15 protein-coding genes are annotated in these 16615 nt (G+C 43.5%); 6 read left to right on the top strand and 9 right to left on the bottom strand.

What is annotated here, in order from left to right:
- Window positions 1-9 precede the first annotated feature (9 nt).
- The 5 genes from hisB to WC958_02945 are packed head-to-tail and all read right to left on the bottom strand — an operon-like array spanning window position 10 to window position 5688.
- A complete protein-coding gene (gene hisB, locus WC958_02965) occupies window positions 10-588 on the bottom strand; it encodes an imidazoleglycerol-phosphate dehydratase HisB (protein ID MFA5629203.1) in 579 nt (192 codons plus the stop codon).
- A 4-nt stretch (window positions 589-592) separates the two neighbouring features.
- A complete protein-coding gene (gene hisC, locus WC958_02960; GenBank protein MFA5629202.1) occupies window positions 593-1693 on the bottom strand; it encodes a histidinol-phosphate transaminase in 1101 nt (366 codons plus the stop codon).
- 18 nt (window positions 1694-1711) lie between these two features.
- Window positions 1712-3034, bottom strand: a complete 1323-nt coding sequence (hisD, locus tag WC958_02955; protein MFA5629201.1) for a histidinol dehydrogenase — start codon at window positions 3032-3034, stop codon at window positions 1712-1714.
- Window position 3035: 1 nt separating this feature from the next.
- Window positions 3036-4454, bottom strand: coding sequence for an ATP phosphoribosyltransferase (gene hisG, locus WC958_02950; protein ID MFA5629200.1), 1419 nt, complete (start codon window positions 4452-4454; stop codon window positions 3036-3038).
- Window positions 4444-5688, bottom strand: coding sequence for an ATP phosphoribosyltransferase regulatory subunit (locus WC958_02945; protein MFA5629199.1), 1245 nt, complete (start codon window positions 5686-5688; stop codon window positions 4444-4446). The genes hisG and WC958_02945 overlap by 11 nt, the downstream gene beginning before the upstream one ends.
- Before the next feature lie 169 nt (window positions 5689-5857).
- Between WC958_02945 and WC958_02940 the strand changes: the two genes are divergently transcribed.
- Together WC958_02940 and WC958_02935 are read left to right on the top strand one after the other, a co-directional pair.
- Window positions 5858-6160 (top strand): NfeD family protein, encoded by a 303-nt coding sequence (locus WC958_02940; protein ID MFA5629198.1) that lies wholly within the window; start codon window positions 5858-5860, stop codon window positions 6158-6160.
- On the top strand, window positions 6157-6912 hold the full coding sequence (locus WC958_02935) for a slipin family protein (GenBank protein MFA5629197.1): 756 nt from the start codon (window positions 6157-6159) through the stop codon (window positions 6910-6912). Before WC958_02940 ends, WC958_02935 begins: the two co-directional genes overlap by 4 nt.
- A gap of 26 nt (window positions 6913-6938) precedes the next feature.
- Here the strand turns inward: WC958_02935 and WC958_02930 are convergent, their stop codons facing one another.
- Complete coding sequence (locus tag WC958_02930) at window positions 6939-7724, bottom strand: biotin--[acetyl-CoA-carboxylase] ligase (protein ID MFA5629196.1); 786 nt, start codon at window positions 7722-7724, stop codon at window positions 6939-6941.
- Between the two features lie 221 nt (window positions 7725-7945).
- Here WC958_02930 and WC958_02925 point away from each other — a divergent pair, with 221 nt between their 5' ends.
- The 4 genes from WC958_02925 to WC958_02910 are packed head-to-tail and all read left to right on the top strand — an operon-like array spanning window position 7946 to window position 10986.
- Complete coding sequence (locus WC958_02925) at window positions 7946-9154, top strand: homocysteine biosynthesis protein (protein MFA5629195.1); 1209 nt, start codon at window positions 7946-7948, stop codon at window positions 9152-9154.
- Between the two features lie 20 nt (window positions 9155-9174).
- The gene (locus tag WC958_02920) at window positions 9175-9585 is read left to right on the top strand and encodes a 4Fe-4S binding protein (GenBank protein ID MFA5629194.1); all 411 of its coding nucleotides are present in this window, start codon (window positions 9175-9177) and stop codon (window positions 9583-9585) included.
- A gap of 4 nt (window positions 9586-9589) precedes the next feature.
- Window positions 9590-10324 carry a UPF0280 family protein gene (locus WC958_02915; GenBank protein ID MFA5629193.1) on the top strand — a complete coding sequence of 245 codons (735 nt, stop codon included), beginning with the start codon at window positions 9590-9592 and terminating at the stop codon, window positions 10322-10324.
- A 17-nt stretch (window positions 10325-10341) separates the two neighbouring features.
- On the top strand, window positions 10342-10986 hold the full coding sequence (locus WC958_02910; protein ID MFA5629192.1) for a ribulose-phosphate 3-epimerase: 645 nt from the start codon (window positions 10342-10344) through the stop codon (window positions 10984-10986).
- 7 nt (window positions 10987-10993) lie between these two features.
- On the opposite strand, the gene tkt is transcribed toward WC958_02910, so the two are convergent.
- The 3 genes from tkt to WC958_02895 all read right to left on the bottom strand — a co-directional run bounded on the left by tkt (window position 10994) and on the right by WC958_02895 (window position 16458).
- Window positions 10994-12994 carry a transketolase gene (gene tkt, locus WC958_02905; GenBank protein MFA5629191.1) on the bottom strand — a complete coding sequence of 667 codons (2001 nt, stop codon included), beginning with the start codon at window positions 12992-12994 and terminating at the stop codon, window positions 10994-10996.
- Window positions 12995-13097: 103 nt separating this feature from the next.
- Window positions 13098-15668 (bottom strand): diguanylate cyclase, encoded by a 2571-nt coding sequence (locus tag WC958_02900; protein ID MFA5629190.1) that lies wholly within the window; start codon window positions 15666-15668, stop codon window positions 13098-13100.
- A 118-nt stretch (window positions 15669-15786) separates the two neighbouring features.
- Complete coding sequence (locus WC958_02895; protein ID MFA5629189.1) at window positions 15787-16458, bottom strand: response regulator transcription factor; 672 nt, start codon at window positions 16456-16458, stop codon at window positions 15787-15789.
- Window positions 16459-16615: the final 157 nt, after the last annotated feature.

Here is a 16615-nt window from a genome sequence, read left to right as displayed (position 1 = left end):
GTAATCTAACTAGAGCTTACCTTTAGTACTCGGTAACTCATCTGCCATCCGAGGGTCGATTCTAACAGCGTACCCAAGGGCCTTGCCGAGTGCCTTAAAGATTGACTCCGCCTTATGGTGGTCATTGGTGCCGTAAATAACGCGCGCATGCAAATTCATTCTGGCTTCAATTGCGAAAGCCTCCAAGAAATGACGCACTAAATCCGTTGGGAATCCAAACATATCGTTGTCGTTAAACTGCATATCAATTACTGAATATCCCCTGCCGCTCAAATCAAGGGCAACAAACGAGAGCGCTTCATCCATTGGAACAGTGACATCGGCCATGCGGGTAATCCCGCGCTTTTCTCCCAAAGCGTCCGCTAAGGCGGTCCCTAAAGCAATGCCTATATCTTCAACCAAGTGATGGACATCATCACCGGTTGCCGAGATAGTTATGTCAACTAGGCTGTGCTTTGAAAGCTGGGATAATAAGTGATCAAAAATGCGGTTACCCGTGCAGATTTCGTAATCACCGCACCCATCCAAGTTAATCTCAAGATTGATATTGGTTTCTTTGGTATCTCTTTTAATAACGGCAGTTCTCATTGGCTTACAATTCCTCCCCTATTTTATTGAGGGCATCAATAAGCGCCCGGTTTTCTTCCGGTTTCCCGACACTTGTTCTTAAACAATCTTTAAGCAGCGGGGTATCGAAATAGCGAATCAGAATCCCCATCTCTTCAAGTTGTTGCTGGATATCTTTGGCCTTTCCTTTTAATACCTCACAAAGGATAAAATTAGCTTTCGACGGGTACGGTTTTAACCAACCGGTCTCTTCCAATAATCCAAAGAGTTTATCCCGTTCGGAAGAAATAATTTCAACCTTCTCAAGCATATAATCTTTATCTTTAACCGATTCGATAGCCGCCAGCTGAGCAAGAACGTTTACCGAATAAGGCTCTTTAATACGCATTAAATAGTCTGCAATCTGAAGGGGGAACATTCCGTAACCGATTCTTAAACCGGCAAGGCCCGCCCACTTACTGAAAGTTCTTAGAACCATCAGGTTTTTGTATTTTCCGACCAGCGGTGCCATAGTTTCACCGGTAAATTCAAAATAGGCTTCATCAACAAGCGTCGGTAACCCGATATCCAATACCTCAAGGATATCCTCTCGCGGCATAATGGTGCCGGTGGGGTTATTGGGGGTTGCCAGAAGAATCATTTTAGTTTTGGGGGTTACCGCTTTTTTGAGGGCGTTAACATCAACCATAAAATTTTCGTCCCTCATAACATTAACCGCGGTCCCGCCAACCAGGTTGATAAAGAACTGGAACATTGCAAAAGTCGGAACACAATTAATAACTTCATCGCCTTTTGAAACAAATAAGCGCATCAACAAATCAATAAGCTGGTCACTTCCGGCACTGGCAACGATATGATCCATATGCACGCCGGTGTAATCCTGCAAATATCGCCTTAATTCCTGCTGTCCGGAATCGGGGTAGATTTGAATCTTGGAAAAGTTCGCTATCGCTTCCAAAACCTTGGGTGAGCAACCGTAAGGGTTTTCGTTGGCGTCCAGTTTAATTATTTGATCAACCGGAACGGCTGTTTTACCCTTTAACGTTTCGGGGGCTTTACTGGCGGCATAGCCTCCAAAAACCCTTAACTCGGGCATTACAAACTTCTCAATTCCCTCTTCTTGCATTGAAGTTCCTCTTTTCTATTAGTTATCCGCTAAACGCATTTCAATCGTTTTTGAATGTGCCGTTAGCCCTTCCGCTTCGGCAATAGTCATCGCAACTGGACCGTATTTTTTTAAATTATTACGGGTAATTTTGACCCTGTTGGTATATTTTATAAAATCCGAAATATTAAGCGGCGATGAAAAACGCGCCGTACCGCCGGTCGGTAAGGCATGGCTCGGTCCGACAACATAATCACCCATCGCAACAGTCGGGGCATAGCCGTAAAAGACACAGCCGGCATTGGTTATTTTATCAAGATAGTCTTCCGCATCAACCATATCCAAACAAAGATGCTCGGGGGCATAGAGATTGGATAATTCGATTGCTTCCTGCATATTGTCAACAACAATAATCATACCGTTGGTTTTTAAGGATTCCGAAGCGATTTTACCCCTGTTTAAGGCTTGGAGCTGTAATTCAACCTCATTTTGAATTGCAGTCGCAAGCGATAATGAATCGGTTATCAGTATTGACGAAGCTAAGGTATCGTGCTCGGCTTGTGCCAAAACCTCGGCGGCAAGCAGTTTTGCTTTGGCTTTAATATCAGCAATAATTAAAACCTCGCTGGGGCCCTGAAGCCCATCAATATCAACGGTGCCGTAAACATGTTTTTTGGCAAGCATTACAAATATGTTACCGGGCCCGCATATTTTATCAACGGCGGGAACCGATTTTGTGCCGTAAGCAAGGGCAGCAATTGCTTGAGCCCCGCCCATACAAAAAACACGGTCAACCTTGGCAATATAGGCAGCCGCCAAAGTAACCGCAGGGATTTTACCGTCCTTAGCGGGCGGGGTTGCTAAAATTACTTCTTTTACCCCCGCAACCTTTGCCGGAATGGCAGTCATTAAAACCGTAGACGGGTAGCTTGCCGTACCGCCCGGGGCATATACCGCAACCTTTTCAAGCGGTCGGGCAACGGTTGCATTACCCATATTGGCAATCCCGCCAAACAGTGCGTCCCTCTGGGCAATATGAAAATCTCTGACTTGCTGCGCGGCAACCTCCAAAGCCTTATAAAGTTTAGGGTCAATTTTGTAACGCGCCTCATTTATTTCAGCTTCGGAAACTTCAATTTTTGCGAGCTTAATGTTATCGATTTTGGCGGTGTATTCAATAATTGCCTTATCGCCGCCTGTGCGTACGTCACCGATTATTCGGTTAACAACCTGTTCGGGGTCGCCCGTTCCGTACATTTCAATCAGTTTATTTTTAAAAGCCGGTGAAACGGTAATCTCGCCTGATACAACATTTCTTTCAAGCAATTTTTTCGCTTTCTCAAAACCGACAACGATTTCCATTTTAAGGCATCTCCATCGCGTTCTTTAACGCGCTAATTAAATACTCCATCCTTGCTTTCTTTTGGGGGTTTTCAACCTCTCGCGTAGAGCCGATTAAACAAGCGGTGGATTCAAACAGTTTGTCAATAATTTTAAGGTTATGACGCGCAATTGTTCCGCCGGTTTCGGTATTTTCAATCAGGATATCGGCATCTTCGGGAATAAAACCTTCGGTTGCTCCCCATGTCGGTATAATTCGATATTTATCGATTCGCTTTTCACGAACGTAACGATCGGCAATATTAATATATTCCGTGGCAACACGGCATGTGATTTGCTGTTCTTTACAGTATTGCCACCACGATTCGATATCTTCAAAAGGCAAGTTTCCGTCTATAACGGCTACAATCTTGACCCAGCCGTACTTCAAGTCCACCAGTTCGTGAATCGGGCTGTTGGGGAATTGATATTTATGGTCAATCAACCAATCCCTGCCGGTAATCGCCAAGTCGATATTGCCGTTGGCAATTTGCAAGGGCATATCCTGAGGTCTGATGACTTTTATAAAATAGCCGTCAAGGTTACTTGTCGGACGGCGATTCCCCGTTTGCGAGGGGTAATCATCGATTTTAATCCCCATTTTATCCAATATCTTGCAAACGTGAACTTGTTGATGTCCGTCCGGTAAGGCAAGCCTGACCATATCATCATCTACTTTTGTAAAAGACTTAGTGACGGGTTTTTCCGTTGTTTTAATAATACTGAATGTTTTGGGAGCCTCTCCACCGGATTGAATTAAAGCGGTTATCGAGGAGAGAACCTCAGCCATATCCTTGTTCTTCAAACTGTTGCTGTTGGCAATAAGATAGGCCTTAAAATCAACAACTTTGAGTATTGGCATAAGGCCGGCATCCAATATTTCTTTTTCGGATTTACGCGGCAGTAATACCAGCTCGGCATCTTCAGGCGGATAGACCTCCGCCCCGCCCCACAGCGGATAAATACTAAACCGTTTAAGGTGCAATTTCCCCGCCAATGTTTCGGCAAGGTTGGGGTACTCACCGGCAATGCGAGTGATTGTTTCTCTGGATGCCAGCTTTTCAATATCGATTAAATCACCGGGGAGAGCCGCGGCAAACAAAGCCCCGTCTCCGTATCCTAAATCGGCAATTTTAATCACCGAGCTGTTGGGATATTTAACAAGCAGTTCTTCGGTCCAATCCAATCCGCAAATACCGAGGTCGTAATTACCGACCGCAATCTGGATGGGAATGTCTTTTTCCTGTAAAACCTTAATTTTAATATCCGGGAATTTTTCGGATTTTAAACGATAATACCTTAATTTATCATTGTATCCGTCCAACTTCCAACCGGCATTTTCCAACATTGCCGCGGTGTTATTTAATAAACGCCCTTTGGGCAATGCAATATTAAGCGACATCTTCAGTACATCCCAGCATTTTCAGAACTTCGGCAACATCGTCGGTTTCAACCACGTTTTTATTTTCGGAATCGGTTAAAACGTATTTAAGGCCTTCAGCGGAAACTTCCAAGAGCCACCCGCAATCCTCTTTTTGCTCATCGGCAAGCTGCAATATAACCGTATAACCGAAATCCCGCAATATCTCCGCCAGATTAAAACCTTCGTCAATTACGGCGCTCGGATTTTTGATTAGGATTCTGTTGGTATCGAGTTCAATCGTAAACTCGGGTTCAATAACTTCAACCAGCTGGTCTACGTATAGCGCAAAACCGGCAGCCGGGGTTGCCTCACCGCCCATTTGGGGAATTAGGGCATCGTACCTGCCGCCGCCGCCAACAACCTTTTGGTTAATCAGTAAGCGGAAAATCAGGCCGGTATAATACTCAAACCCTTTGCCGGAAGCCAAATCAACGGTATAATCGAGGCCGAGTTCATCCAGTTTTTCCAGAACAAATATGAAATTATCAAGCGCCTCTGCAATATTGGGGGTGTGTTTTGTGGACAAGGCCTTAATATTTTTCAAAAACCCCGATGAATCGCCTTTGAGTTCCAAAAGAAGATTCAGGATTTCAACAGTTTCAGGGTTATCTTTTTTAAGTAACTCGATAGCTGCCGAATCACCTTCTAAGATACGGGTAAAGAGATGCGTTTTTTCATCCGCGCTAAGCTCAAGATTATCAAGCAAAGCCTTAATTAAACCGGCATGCGATAACTCAAGCGAAATATCCGTAAGCCCAAGCTGTCTTAAGACATCAACCGAAAGCGAAATAAGCTCAATATCGGCTAACGAACTGTTTAAGCCAATCAGTTCGGCACCGCATTGCCACGTTTCGCGCGATTTTTGACCGGTTCCGTCAAACATAAAGAGGTTGGTTACATAGAAAAGCCTTGCCAACCCGCTTAAATTGTTATTGATATAGTATCTGGCCGCGGGAATAGTGCCATCGGGCTTAAGGACAACCCTTTCACCGCTCCAACCGTCCCAATCCAAAAAGGAATAAACCTTACTTAGCATGTCGGGGGTTAAAGTGCCGGCAGATGTAAATAGATGCAGATATTCAATAGTGGGAGTGCGAATTTCATCGTAACCCCAGCCTAAACAACAATCACGGAAAGTATCTTCCACCAAACGAAAAGCCCGCATATCATCGGGCGTAAGGTCATTAAAACCTTTGCATTTTTCTGCTTTCATAATCATTTCCCTCATATTATTAGTGAGTAAATTCTACAATAAAACAGCTTTGTATACAAATAAAAATGCTTTTTGAAAGTTGCAGTTCGGTGGTAATACGTTTATACTTTAATCGTGCCGGTTCTCATCCGCTCTTTTATTACCAACAAAGGGAGGAGTTGAATTCTAAATGGATGTTTGGCTCATTGTTTTAATCGTTACAATTTCTGTTTTTCTGATTGTTTTTGTGGTTGAACGCGTTGCAGCTGCCCATAAAAACCGGATTTCAGCCGGGAGAGAAGAATTAGTCGGCAGAACCGCGATTGTCAAAAGAACACTCAACCCTCAGGGAACTGTTTTCCTGGAGGGCGAGATATGGAATGCCGAAATTGATTGCGGCTCCGCCGAAACCGGTGAATATGTTATTATCAAACAAACAGACGGACTGAAGCTGTTTGTCAGTAAAAATCTAAATGATGGAGGAGACAATTGATAGATCTTTACGGTTATATTGCTGTTGCGGTTGCTGTTCTTTTTTTGCTGTCCCTGGCGATTAGGGTTGTTGCGGAATACGAAAGAGGTGTCATTTTTAGGCTCGGAAGACTTATCGGCGCTAAAGGGCCGGGTCTTTTCTTTATTATCCCCTTTGTTGACCGAATGACCAAGGTTGATTTACGTGTTGTGACAATGGATGTTCCTTCTCAGGAAGTTATTACCAAGGATAACGTTACGGTAAGGGTTAATGCCGTTGTTTATTTCAGGGTAGTTGACCCCGAGGCCTCGGTTGTTAAAGTCCTTGACCATATCAAAGCGACTTCTCAAATATCGCAAACAACTTTAAGAAACGTACTCGGGCAATCCGAACTTGATGAGCTGCTCGCCAAGAGGGAAAAGTTAAATCAAACACTGCAATCGATAATTGATGAACACACCGATCCGTGGGGCATAAAAGTCAGCGTTGTTGAAATTAAAGAAGTTGAACTCCCCGAAACAATGCGAAGATCAATGGCAGCACAGGCCCAAGCTGAAAGAGAGCGCCGTGCCAAGATTATCCATGCCGAAGGTGAATTCCAGGCATCTGAAAAACTGGCAGAGGCGGCAACGGTAATCGCCAAAGAGCCGGTAACGTTACAACTGAGATACTTGCAAACGTTAACTGAAATTGCATCGGAAAAAAACAGTACGCTGGTATTCCCGATTCCGATTGATATGTTATCAATGTTTATGAAAAAAGAAGATAAGTAAAATAACAAATTATCGGGGGGTGTTATCTATTCGATTAAGATAACATCCCCTGCGGTAAAATTAATTGTTTCCCCGTCCGATGTTTCAATAACCAGCCGCCCGTCTTCGGTAACGCCCTTAACTTTGCCTTTGTAAGAAGTATTCCCCGATTTTGCCGATACTTTTTTGCCGATAGTATCCATATTATCGCGCCATTCTTTGTAAACCAAATCGCTTTGTGCGGCTAAACTATACAATTTTTCAAACTCGGTAAGAAACTCACGAATAAGCCCGACACGCTCAATGTATCGGCCCTTTTCTTCGGATAAGGATGTTGCAATTGCTTCAATTTCGGGATAATCTTTGGGGTTAAGGTTGGCATTAAGCCCCACTCCGATTACCACGTAACTAACGTTAACATGCTGTATTGCACCCTCAATTAGTATCCCGGCAACCTTTTTTCTTTTTATTAAAATATCGTTCGGCCATTTAATAACCGCATTTAATCCGGTTAATTTATTAATGGTGCGCATTAAAGCAACCGAGGCCACCATTATTAAAGACGGCAGGCGCTTAATATCCGGGTAAAGTATTAACGACAGTGATATACAACCCTGCGGAGAAACCCACTCCCTGTCAAGACGGCCTTTACCGGCAGATTGTTCCTCGGCAATAATCAGCGTCCCCTCAGGAACTTTTTTGGAAGCGGCAATTTTAGCGATTTCCATAGTTGAAGCCAATTTCGGATAAACCGTAACTCTTTTACCGATAAAATTCGTTTCAAGTTTATTGGAAATACTGTAAGCGGATAAAATATCTTCTTCGGCAGGCATGATTGTCACCTCGGTTAATTTGATTGTAATATCATTATATCATCAATGAGCGGTAAATGGTGGATTTATTTACGATAAATCAGTGTTTAACAGCAAATGCCGGTTTTAAACCTCCGTAAAATCGTTTTCAATTGACAAGCATTCGTTTACGGTTTATGATTTACTTATTTATTTCCAAATTAAAAGCCGTCAAAAACTATCGGTTATTTTAGGAGCCCAAAGTGCCAAAAACAATCGAAGAAATCAACGCTAAAATCAAAAAAGGCGAAGCCGTTGTTGTTAATGCCGAAGAAATAATTAAAATTGCCAAAGAAAAGGGCATCAAACAAGCCGCCCGCGATGTGGATGTGGTAACAACCGGGACCTTCGGTGCAATGTGTTCATCAAGCGCCTATCTTAATATCGGACACTCTTATCCGCGGATTAAACTGGGCGGAGGAAAGGCCTATCTTAACGAAGTTCTGGCTTATACCGGTCTTGCGGCAACCGATATATTAATCGGCGCTAATGCCCTGCCCGACGATGACCCCCGAAACAGAAATTATCCGGGTGAGTTCAATTATGGCGGCGGGCATGTAATTGAGGAATTGGTAGCGGGTAAAGATGTACGTTTATCGGTAACGGCATACGGAACCGATTGTTACCCGCGTAAAAAACTGGAAACATTAATTAACATTAAAGATATTAACGAAGCGATTTTATTCAATCCGAGAAACGCTTACCAAAACTACAATGCGGCGATAAATCTGTCTTCAAAGGTTATTTACACCTATATGGGGATGCTTAAAGCTAATATGGGTAATATTAATTACTCCACCTCGGGGCAGTTATCGCCTTTATTAAACGACCCTTATTACAAGACTATCGGAATCGGTACCAAAATCTTTTTGGGGGGCGGGGTTGGTTTTGTAGCCTACCACGGCACTCAGCATAACCCGGGCGCTCCGCGTAACGAAAAAGGAATACCGACACGCGGTGCGGGGACTCTGGCCCTTATCGGCGACTTAAAACAAATGGATTCGCGCTGGTTACGCGGTACCAGTATGCTTGGCTACGGCTCCACCCTTAGTATCGGGGTCGGTATCCCCATCCCCATCCTTTCGGAGGAAATCCTTGAGCATGTCGCAATAACCGATGCCGATATTGTTGCGCCGATTATCGATTATTCTTCGGATTACCCGAATATGATTGCAAACGTTATTAAAGAAACCACCTATGCCGAGTTAAAAAGCGGAAAGGTTGAAGTGAGCGGGAAGCAAGTTCCCACCGCTTCTCTTTCAAGTTATTCACAGGCATTGGTGATTGCCAATACGTTAAAAGATTGGATTAAAGACGGACGTTTCCTTTTAACGAACCCGGTCGAACCGATTCCGGGGCCTCTTTCCGGTTTAAATACCAAACCCTTAAAAGAACGCCCGATTCCGGAATAGTTCCGTTAAGTGAGGACTAAATGGTTGTTTCAAAGAAAATAGTGTTACAGTTTCCTGCCCGTTTGGTGGACAGGGCTATCGTATATCACCTAATTAAAGATTACGACCTTGAATTAAACATTATGAAGGCCTCAATTATCCCCGATGAGCAAGGCTTAATGGTTATCGAACTGCGCGGCGAGCGTGCCAATTACGATAAAGGGGTCAAATACCTGACCGGAACCGGCGTCAGTATTCAACCTCTTTCGGAAAACGTTGTTCGCAACGATGAAAAATGTACCCACTGCGGTGCCTGTGTTACCGTTTGCCCCACCAAGGCTTTTAAACTCGATTTTGATACACGTTTGATATCGTTTGATGCTTCAAAATGTATCGCTTGCGGGTTATGTTTGAAAACTTGTCCGCTAAGGGCAATGGAATCACACTTCTAGTGTTATGTATCAACCAAAAACTTATCGTGATTGGGTGCAAGATAAGGATCTGTTCTCTTACAATATAGTTATCAAAGAGACCGATTTGTATATCCGCTCGTCCGCCGATTTAAAAGCAAAAGCGCTTAATATCACCGCAAAATTCAGGAAAGAACTGGAAAACCATATTAAATTGTGCCCTGAGTTTGCCAATTCCTTAAAACCTTTAAAATCAAACGACAGCTATCCGCAAATCGTCCGCGATATGATTGAAGCTTCAGCAAAGTTTGATGTCGGACCGATGGCGGCGGTTGCCGGTGCAATTAGCGATTATGTCGGAAAAGAGTTGCTTCAACTGACGGAAGAAGTTATTATCGAAAACGGCGGCGATATATTTTTAAGCAGCCAAAAAAAGAGAGCCGTTGGCATCTATGCCGGAGATTCCCCTCTTAGCGGGGTTTACGGAATCGAAATAATGCCTCAAAATACCCCGCTCGGAATTTGCACATCTTCGGGTACGGTTGGGCATGCGTTTAGTTTCGGCAAAGCCGATGCGGCGGTAATTGTAGCGGATTCGGCAACAATAGCCGATGCCGCCGCAACCGCAGTTTGCAATATGGTTAAAACAATAGGCGATATTAACAAAGCATTGGAGTATGCTAAAAGCAGCGGGCTGTTGAAAGGCGCCGTGATTATCAAGGATAATGAGATGGGTGTTTGGGGGGATTTAGAGTTGTGTGAAATTCCTGCTAAGCAATAAAATTAAAGGGTGTTAAAATGGAAAACTTAATTCAAATTGTACCTGCGGTACTAACCGACAATCGAGCGGAATTGGACAAAATGCTTGCCGTTTCGGCAACGTTTACCGATTTTGTCCAGATTGATATTATGGACGGTTTATTTGTTCCCTCTCAAAGTATTACCTTTAAAGACATCATTGATACAAAAACAAAACTAAAATGGGAAGCCCACTTAATGGTAAATAACCCAGAAACGTATATTGCCGATTTTGCCGAAGCCGGCGCCGAGCAGATTATTTTTCACTACGAATCTACAAATTTGCACTCAAAAATAATCGATATGATTCATAATGCCGGTCTAAAAGCAGGCATTGCAATCAATCCCGATACAAGTATTGAAGCAATCGAACCACTAACGGATAAATTGGATTCCGTGTTATTTATGTCGGTTATCCCCGGCTTTTACGGCAGTAAATTTATCCCCGAAGTGCTTAATAAAATCAGGGAATTTTGCCAAAAATATCCGAACGTATCGGCAAGTATTGACGGCGGAATCAAAGAGGATAACATCAAAACCGTTGCCTCCACCGGCGTAAGCTCAATTTGCGTCGGAAGTGCAGTCTTCCGCCAAGAGGACCCGGCGGCAAGTTTCAAACACCTGGTTAATATCTGTAACAGTTAGGCTTTAATTACTTCCCCAGCAGTTTAAGCGCGTCCGCTACAACCCTTTCCGCGGTAAACCCAAGTTGTTTGTATAAAACACCGAACGGAGCCGAAGCGCCAAAAGTATTAATTCCGATTGCCAATCCTTCTGTTCCGACATAGCGTTCCCATCCGAAGGTTACACCGGCCTCAATCGAAATCCTGGCTTTAATATTCTTTGGCAGCACCGATTCCCTATATTCCTCCGATTGAGCCTCAAAAAGCTCCCAAGAGGGCAGAGAGACAACGCGGACATGTACGCCTTGCCCTGCCAGCAGCTCTCCTGCTTCAAGGGCAACATGCACCTCGGAACCGGTAGCAATTAAAATTATCTCAAAAGCGGGAGATGATTCCCACAGCACATAACCGCCAAACTTAAGATTTGATGCTGCGGATGTCTTATCTCTATCAATAACGGGCAGCTTTTGGCGGGTAAAAACAAGAGCCGTCGGATTGTTTCGACTGCTAACAGCGATTTTCCAAGCTTCGACAACTTCATTGGCATCGGCCGGTCTGATTGTTACTAATTCGGGAACAGTTCTTAGCCCCGCTAACTGCTCAATGGGTTGGTGCGTCGGCCCGTCTTCGCCCACGGCAACCGAATCGTGTGTATAAACATAAATAACACCCTGTTTCATTAGTGCCGAAAGCCTGACCGCCGCGCGCATATAGTCGTAAAAAACCAAGAATGTGGAGACAAACGGAATTACCCCTCCGTGCAGTGTCATACCGTTGGCAATTCCCCCCATCGCATGCTCACGAATACCAAAATGGAAATTGCGTCCGCTGTAACACTCCGCTGAAAAGGATTTGGCATTTTTAATTGTTGTTTTGGTCGAAGGCGCCAAATCGGCAGAACCGCCAACCAATGCGTTAATTCGAGGCGCAATTGTGTTAATCACTTGTTCCGAAGCCTCTCTGGTAGCAAACTTTTGGGTAAAGTCGGTAAAAAGTCCGTCAAGCCCGCTGTCCCAATTTTGCGGTAACTCTGCATTTAAATCAGCCATAAGCTGTTTGTAATCATCGGGGTAGGAATCCCGATAAGAATTTATTAAATTGTTCCAATTTTGTTCTTCGGCTTTCCCTCTATCCAAGGCCTTGCGGAAATAGGCTAAGGCTTGTTCGGGCACATAAAAAGGGTCGGAGAATTGCCAATTTAAGTTTTTCTTACTGAGCACAACCTCTTCAGCTCCCAACGGTTCCCCGTGAGCGGAGTTCTTGCCCTGTTTATTCGGGCTGCCATAACCTATTACGGTTTTACAAATTATCAGGCTCGGAAGGCACGTTTCATTTTTGGCTTCTTCAATAGCATCGGATAGCGCGTTTATATCGTTCCCGTCAATCGGCCCGATAACCTGCCATCCGAAAGACTTAAAGCGCAAAGCGACATCCTCTTTAAAAGTGATATCCGTACTGCCTTCAATCGATATGTCGTTATCATCGTAAAGATAAATCAGTTTTCCGAGTTGCAAGGTTCCGGCAAGTGATGCCGCCTCGGATGATATCCCTTCCATTAAATCCCCGTCGGAAACAAAGGCATAGGTGTAATGGTCGATAATATCGAATCCGGGTCGGTTATAGAGTTCGGCCAGTCGCCTTTCGGCAATAGCCATCCCGACGCCGTTGGCAAAGCCCTGCCCGAGGGGGCCTGTTGTTACTTCAACCCCCGCGGTCATCCCAAATTCGGGGTGTCCGGGTGTTTTACTGCCCCACTGTCTGAAATTTTTTAAATCATCCAACGATAAATCATAGCCGGTAAGATACAAAAGGGAATAGAGGAGCGCAGACGCATGCCCCGGAGATAATATAAACCGATCACGGTTAATCCATTGCGGATTTTGCGGGTTATGCTTTAAGAATTTATTCCACAGGGTATGGGCCATTGCCGCCATCCCCATCGGTGCACCGGGGTGCCCTGAACTTGCTTTTTGGACCGCATCCATTGAAAGGGTGCGGATGGTATTAATACATAATTCGTCAACAGTCATCTTCACTTCCGCTAAAATATTTTATAAAAAGTACCTATGATTCTATAATACCAAACGGTTTGTTTCAAATTATTTTGGGGAAGTTAATTTAAGGGCAGACGAATTAACCGGCATCGGTATCATACGGCAGGGAACGCGTCTGTTTTTCAACACCGTCCGGACGAAAATTTACACCCTGTTTTCGAACAACTTCAATAAGGGTTTCGACAATAAACGGGTCCAACTTGGTACCGGCCTTCTTTTTAAGTTCGTTAATTAGATTATCGACTGTAAATTGCTTATCGGATTCCAACGCAGAGCGTATCGTTTCGTAGGTATTGGCAACCGATAAAATACGCGCTCCAAGCGGGATTTCCTCACCCTTTAGCCCCGTATGATATCCCGAACCGTCATAATTTTCATGATGGTGCAGTACCGAGGGGATGCAATTTATTAAATCGACAACATGTTTTAAAATTTCAGCCCCGACTTTAGGGTGTTTTTGAACCATTTCCGCTTCAGAGTCGGTTAAAATCGTATCTCTGTTTAAAACATTGCCCGGTAAGCCTACCTTTCCGATATCGTGCAGTAAACCGGCGGAACGAATGCTTTCTATTTTTTCGGCAGGTAAATTCATACTTTTAGCAATCGCAACCGCATAATCGCTGACATTTCTGGAATGGTGATGACTGTGCTCCGTTTTTCGATCAATTGATGCCGCCATCGCATAAATTGTGGTTAGCGTTCGGGGCTCCGGAGAGATATTTAAGGGAAGATCCTTTTCGGCGGTATCACTGACATCGGGAGATAAAACAAAAGTGGTATTTCTGCCAAGTTGTTTTGCCATATAAAGGGCTTTATCCGCGGCGCGCATAATCTGGGCTTCGGTAATACCGTTATCGGGCCAATTGGCAATTCCTAAACTGGCGGTGATGGGAACCGTTTCTTCTTTGGATTTTAATTCGATTGTTTTACGGATGCGTTCGGCAACCTTGTAAGCATTTTCGGCGCCGGTATCGGGTAAAATGACAATAAACTCATCTCCTCCGTAGCGGAAAGAGGAATCCATATCACGAATGGAAATATCAATATATTCGCCTACTTTCCTGAGGACGCCGTCACCAACCAAATGCCCGTACGTATCGTTACAGTTTTTAAAAAAATCGATATCCATCATAATAATCGAAAAAGTTCCGTCTAAACGGGCGTTTCGGGCAATTTCTTGATAAAGTCTGTCGTTAAAGTGGCGATGATTATAGAGCCCGGTTAATTCATCCGTATTGGCTTGGGTTATAAAATGCGCATAAAGCTGTGCGTTTTCAATAACCACACCGGCAATTTGAGTAATACTGTTCAAAAAATCGATTTCTTGCAGTGTAAGCGTTTTTTTATTGTTAACCTTACCGAGGGCAAGCATTCCGATTAATCTGCTCCTGCTTTTTAAAGGGAACAGATACGCCGCGCCCGCTCTTTCCAGCATTTCTTTTTCCGCCCCAAGCGGCTGTGCCGATTCGTCGGCGGCTTTTAAAAGCCGAACAAAAAGAGGGTAATCGGTTTTAGTCGCCAGTTTCACAACCGGACTGCTAAGATTAAATGTTATTTTTTTAAACTCGGTTTCTAAAGAATTCGGGTTTTCTTTGGAGTAGAAAAAAAGGTTGTCGTATTTTCTGGTTTGCTTATCGTACAGAATCAACCCGGCAAAATCGATATTCGTTACGCCGGTAACAGCCCAAAATATCTCCTGGGTTACCTCATCAAGGTCAAGCAAATGGCGCATTTTGGTGTGAAAACCGGCACTTGCGCGGGTATAAACCGCATGTTTTTTGTATACAAAATTATCCAATACGTAATCAATTATGCGCAAAAGTTTAAATGCCAGTAAAAATACGATTACATAGGTAAGAAGTAACATCAACAAAGCAACCCAAAGCGGTATTGCCGCAAAAAAGGCCTGATATACTTCAAATAATCCTACCGTTAAACCTAAAAATAACACACTGAAAATAAAGGCGGTCAGTATCTTGCGGAAAAGTAAGCGAACATCGGGTAAATCAATTTTAATAACGGCATAGGTTACTACCAGCGCATTAACAACAATTGCCACCGTTATGGGTAAAAGTTTTAGGGGCGGCGCAAAAATTGCAATACCGCCGATAAGAAACAAAACGACCAACCCAAAAATTAGGGTTAGTGTGCGGTTTTTATAAGCGGGATCAATAGAACGTAAATACCTTTTGGATAACAACAGCAGTGCCGCCACCAAAAAGGGAGCGGTAACAACGGCAACGGCAGGCCCCCAATAGCTTGTATCGGTATAAAGGGTATTACCGGTAAAATAGGCATCCTTGACAACATTACCGGTAAGGGCTGCAATTAGAACAATCAAAGACCCCAAATAACAAACCCAAGCCTCCTTGCCCGCCTTTTTAGTTAAAAACACGCGAACAAATTGGTAATACAGCCCAACCGTTAACGGTAACAAAGCCAAAAACAGCCCGTAGATTAAAGACAGGAAGTCGGCGGAAGCCGAATTACTAAAAAGAAGCAGTGTCACCAACAGACAACAGATAACAGATGAAAAAACATAAAAACTTAAAAACTTATTAACAGCCTGTTGGCGTTTGGGAGTCAATAACGCCAGGATAACCGTTAAAAAGGCAAAACCAATCAGAGGTATAAGAGCCCATAAATTCACTAACTTGCTCTCTTTCCATAACCGGGGCAGGTTACAACTTGTACTCGTAAGCCATTATCACCCCGTTAAAACACTTTGTCAATATACTGAAAGTACTATACAAAGCTAAAAGAGCAGGTTAAATTTGAATTATCCCGTTTTTAATCGCCAGTACCACCGCATGCGCCCGGTCATTGGCATTGAGTTTGCGAAGTATCGCACTGACATGATTTTTAATCGTTTGTTCGCTGATATTAAAACTTTCGGCGATTTGTTTATTGTTGTTTCCGCCGGCTATGTATTGCAATATTTGTTGTTCCCTGTTGGTTAAACTTGCCATTAAATGTTCTGCTTGTTCACCGATTGCGGAAATATCTTCAAATTGTCTTAGTACTTGCATAGCGATATTGGGTCTGGTTAAAAATGTTTCATTAATCAGGTATTCGCCTTTAGAGGCCCTGTTAATTGTATTAATTAATTCATCTGCAGAAGTGTTTTTGTTTAAGAAAGCAACCGCCGCACTTTTGATAACATTAAACAACTCTTCGTCATCGGGGTCGGAACTGAGGATAATAACTTTAGTACTGGGAAAGTTTCTGGTAATTTTTTTGCCAAGCTCCAACCCGCTGTTAGAAGCAAGATCCGAACCAAGCAAAACGACATCCGGGGTTTGTTCTTCGATTTCATGCAAAAGCTCGTCGTTGGGAGAACCCTCCGAAATTTCAAAATCACCTTTACTATCTAAAGCCTGACGCACACCGGCCTTAAAAAAAGGCTGTTCGTCTACAATCATTACTTTAATCTTTTCCACTGCAAACCTCTCCTAAAAGAACTACCTCAAAATTATAACATCTTCTCTTTTATGACCCAATTTATTCTACACTATAACGGCTTACAATTAATAATTATTTTAAATTAAAAACTATCCTTTTTAAAAATCCTTCGTTATAATTATTGCACATGGTAAC

The sequence above is a fragment of the Dehalococcoidales bacterium genome (genome assembly GCA_041656115.1).
In the GTDB taxonomy this organism is placed as follows: Bacteria; Chloroflexota; Dehalococcoidia; order Dehalococcoidales; family UBA5627; genus UBA5627.
The sequence above is the reverse complement of the archived record's forward strand: the minus strand, read 5'-3'. Positions and strand labels throughout refer to the sequence as shown.

What these genes read in the sequence shown, in the direction of transcription:
- WC958_02945 (MFA5629199.1), bottom strand. Translation starts at nt 5,688, where the DNA reads ATGAAAGCAGAAAAATGCAAAGGTTTTAATGACCTTACGCCCGATGAT.
- WC958_02940 (MFA5629198.1), top strand. Translation starts at nt 5,858, where the DNA reads ATGGATGTTTGGCTCATTGTTTTAATCGTTACAATTTCTGTTTTTCTG.
- WC958_02930 (MFA5629196.1), bottom strand. Translation starts at nt 7,724, where the DNA reads ATGCCTGCCGAAGAAGATATTTTATCCGCTTACAGTATTTCCAATAAA.
- tkt (MFA5629191.1), bottom strand. Translation starts at nt 12,994, where the DNA reads ATGACTGTTGACGAATTATGTATTAATACCATCCGCACCCTTTCAATG.
- hisC (MFA5629202.1), bottom strand. Translation starts at nt 1,693, where the DNA reads ATGCAAGAAGAGGGAATTGAGAAGTTTGTAATGCCCGAGTTAAGGGTT.
- WC958_02920 (MFA5629194.1), top strand. Translation starts at nt 9,175, where the DNA reads ATGGTTGTTTCAAAGAAAATAGTGTTACAGTTTCCTGCCCGTTTGGTG.
- hisG (MFA5629200.1), bottom strand. Translation starts at nt 4,454, where the DNA reads ATGTCGCTTAATATTGCATTGCCCAAAGGGCGTTTATTAAATAACACC.
- hisB (MFA5629203.1), bottom strand. Translation starts at nt 588, where the DNA reads ATGAGAACTGCCGTTATTAAAAGAGATACCAAAGAAACCAATATCAAT.
- hisD (MFA5629201.1), bottom strand. Translation starts at nt 3,034, where the DNA reads ATGGAAATCGTTGTCGGTTTTGAGAAAGCGAAAAAATTGCTTGAAAGA.
- WC958_02915 (MFA5629193.1), top strand. Translation starts at nt 9,590, where the DNA reads ATGTATCAACCAAAAACTTATCGTGATTGGGTGCAAGATAAGGATCTG.
- WC958_02910 (MFA5629192.1), top strand. Translation starts at nt 10,342, where the DNA reads ATGGAAAACTTAATTCAAATTGTACCTGCGGTACTAACCGACAATCGA.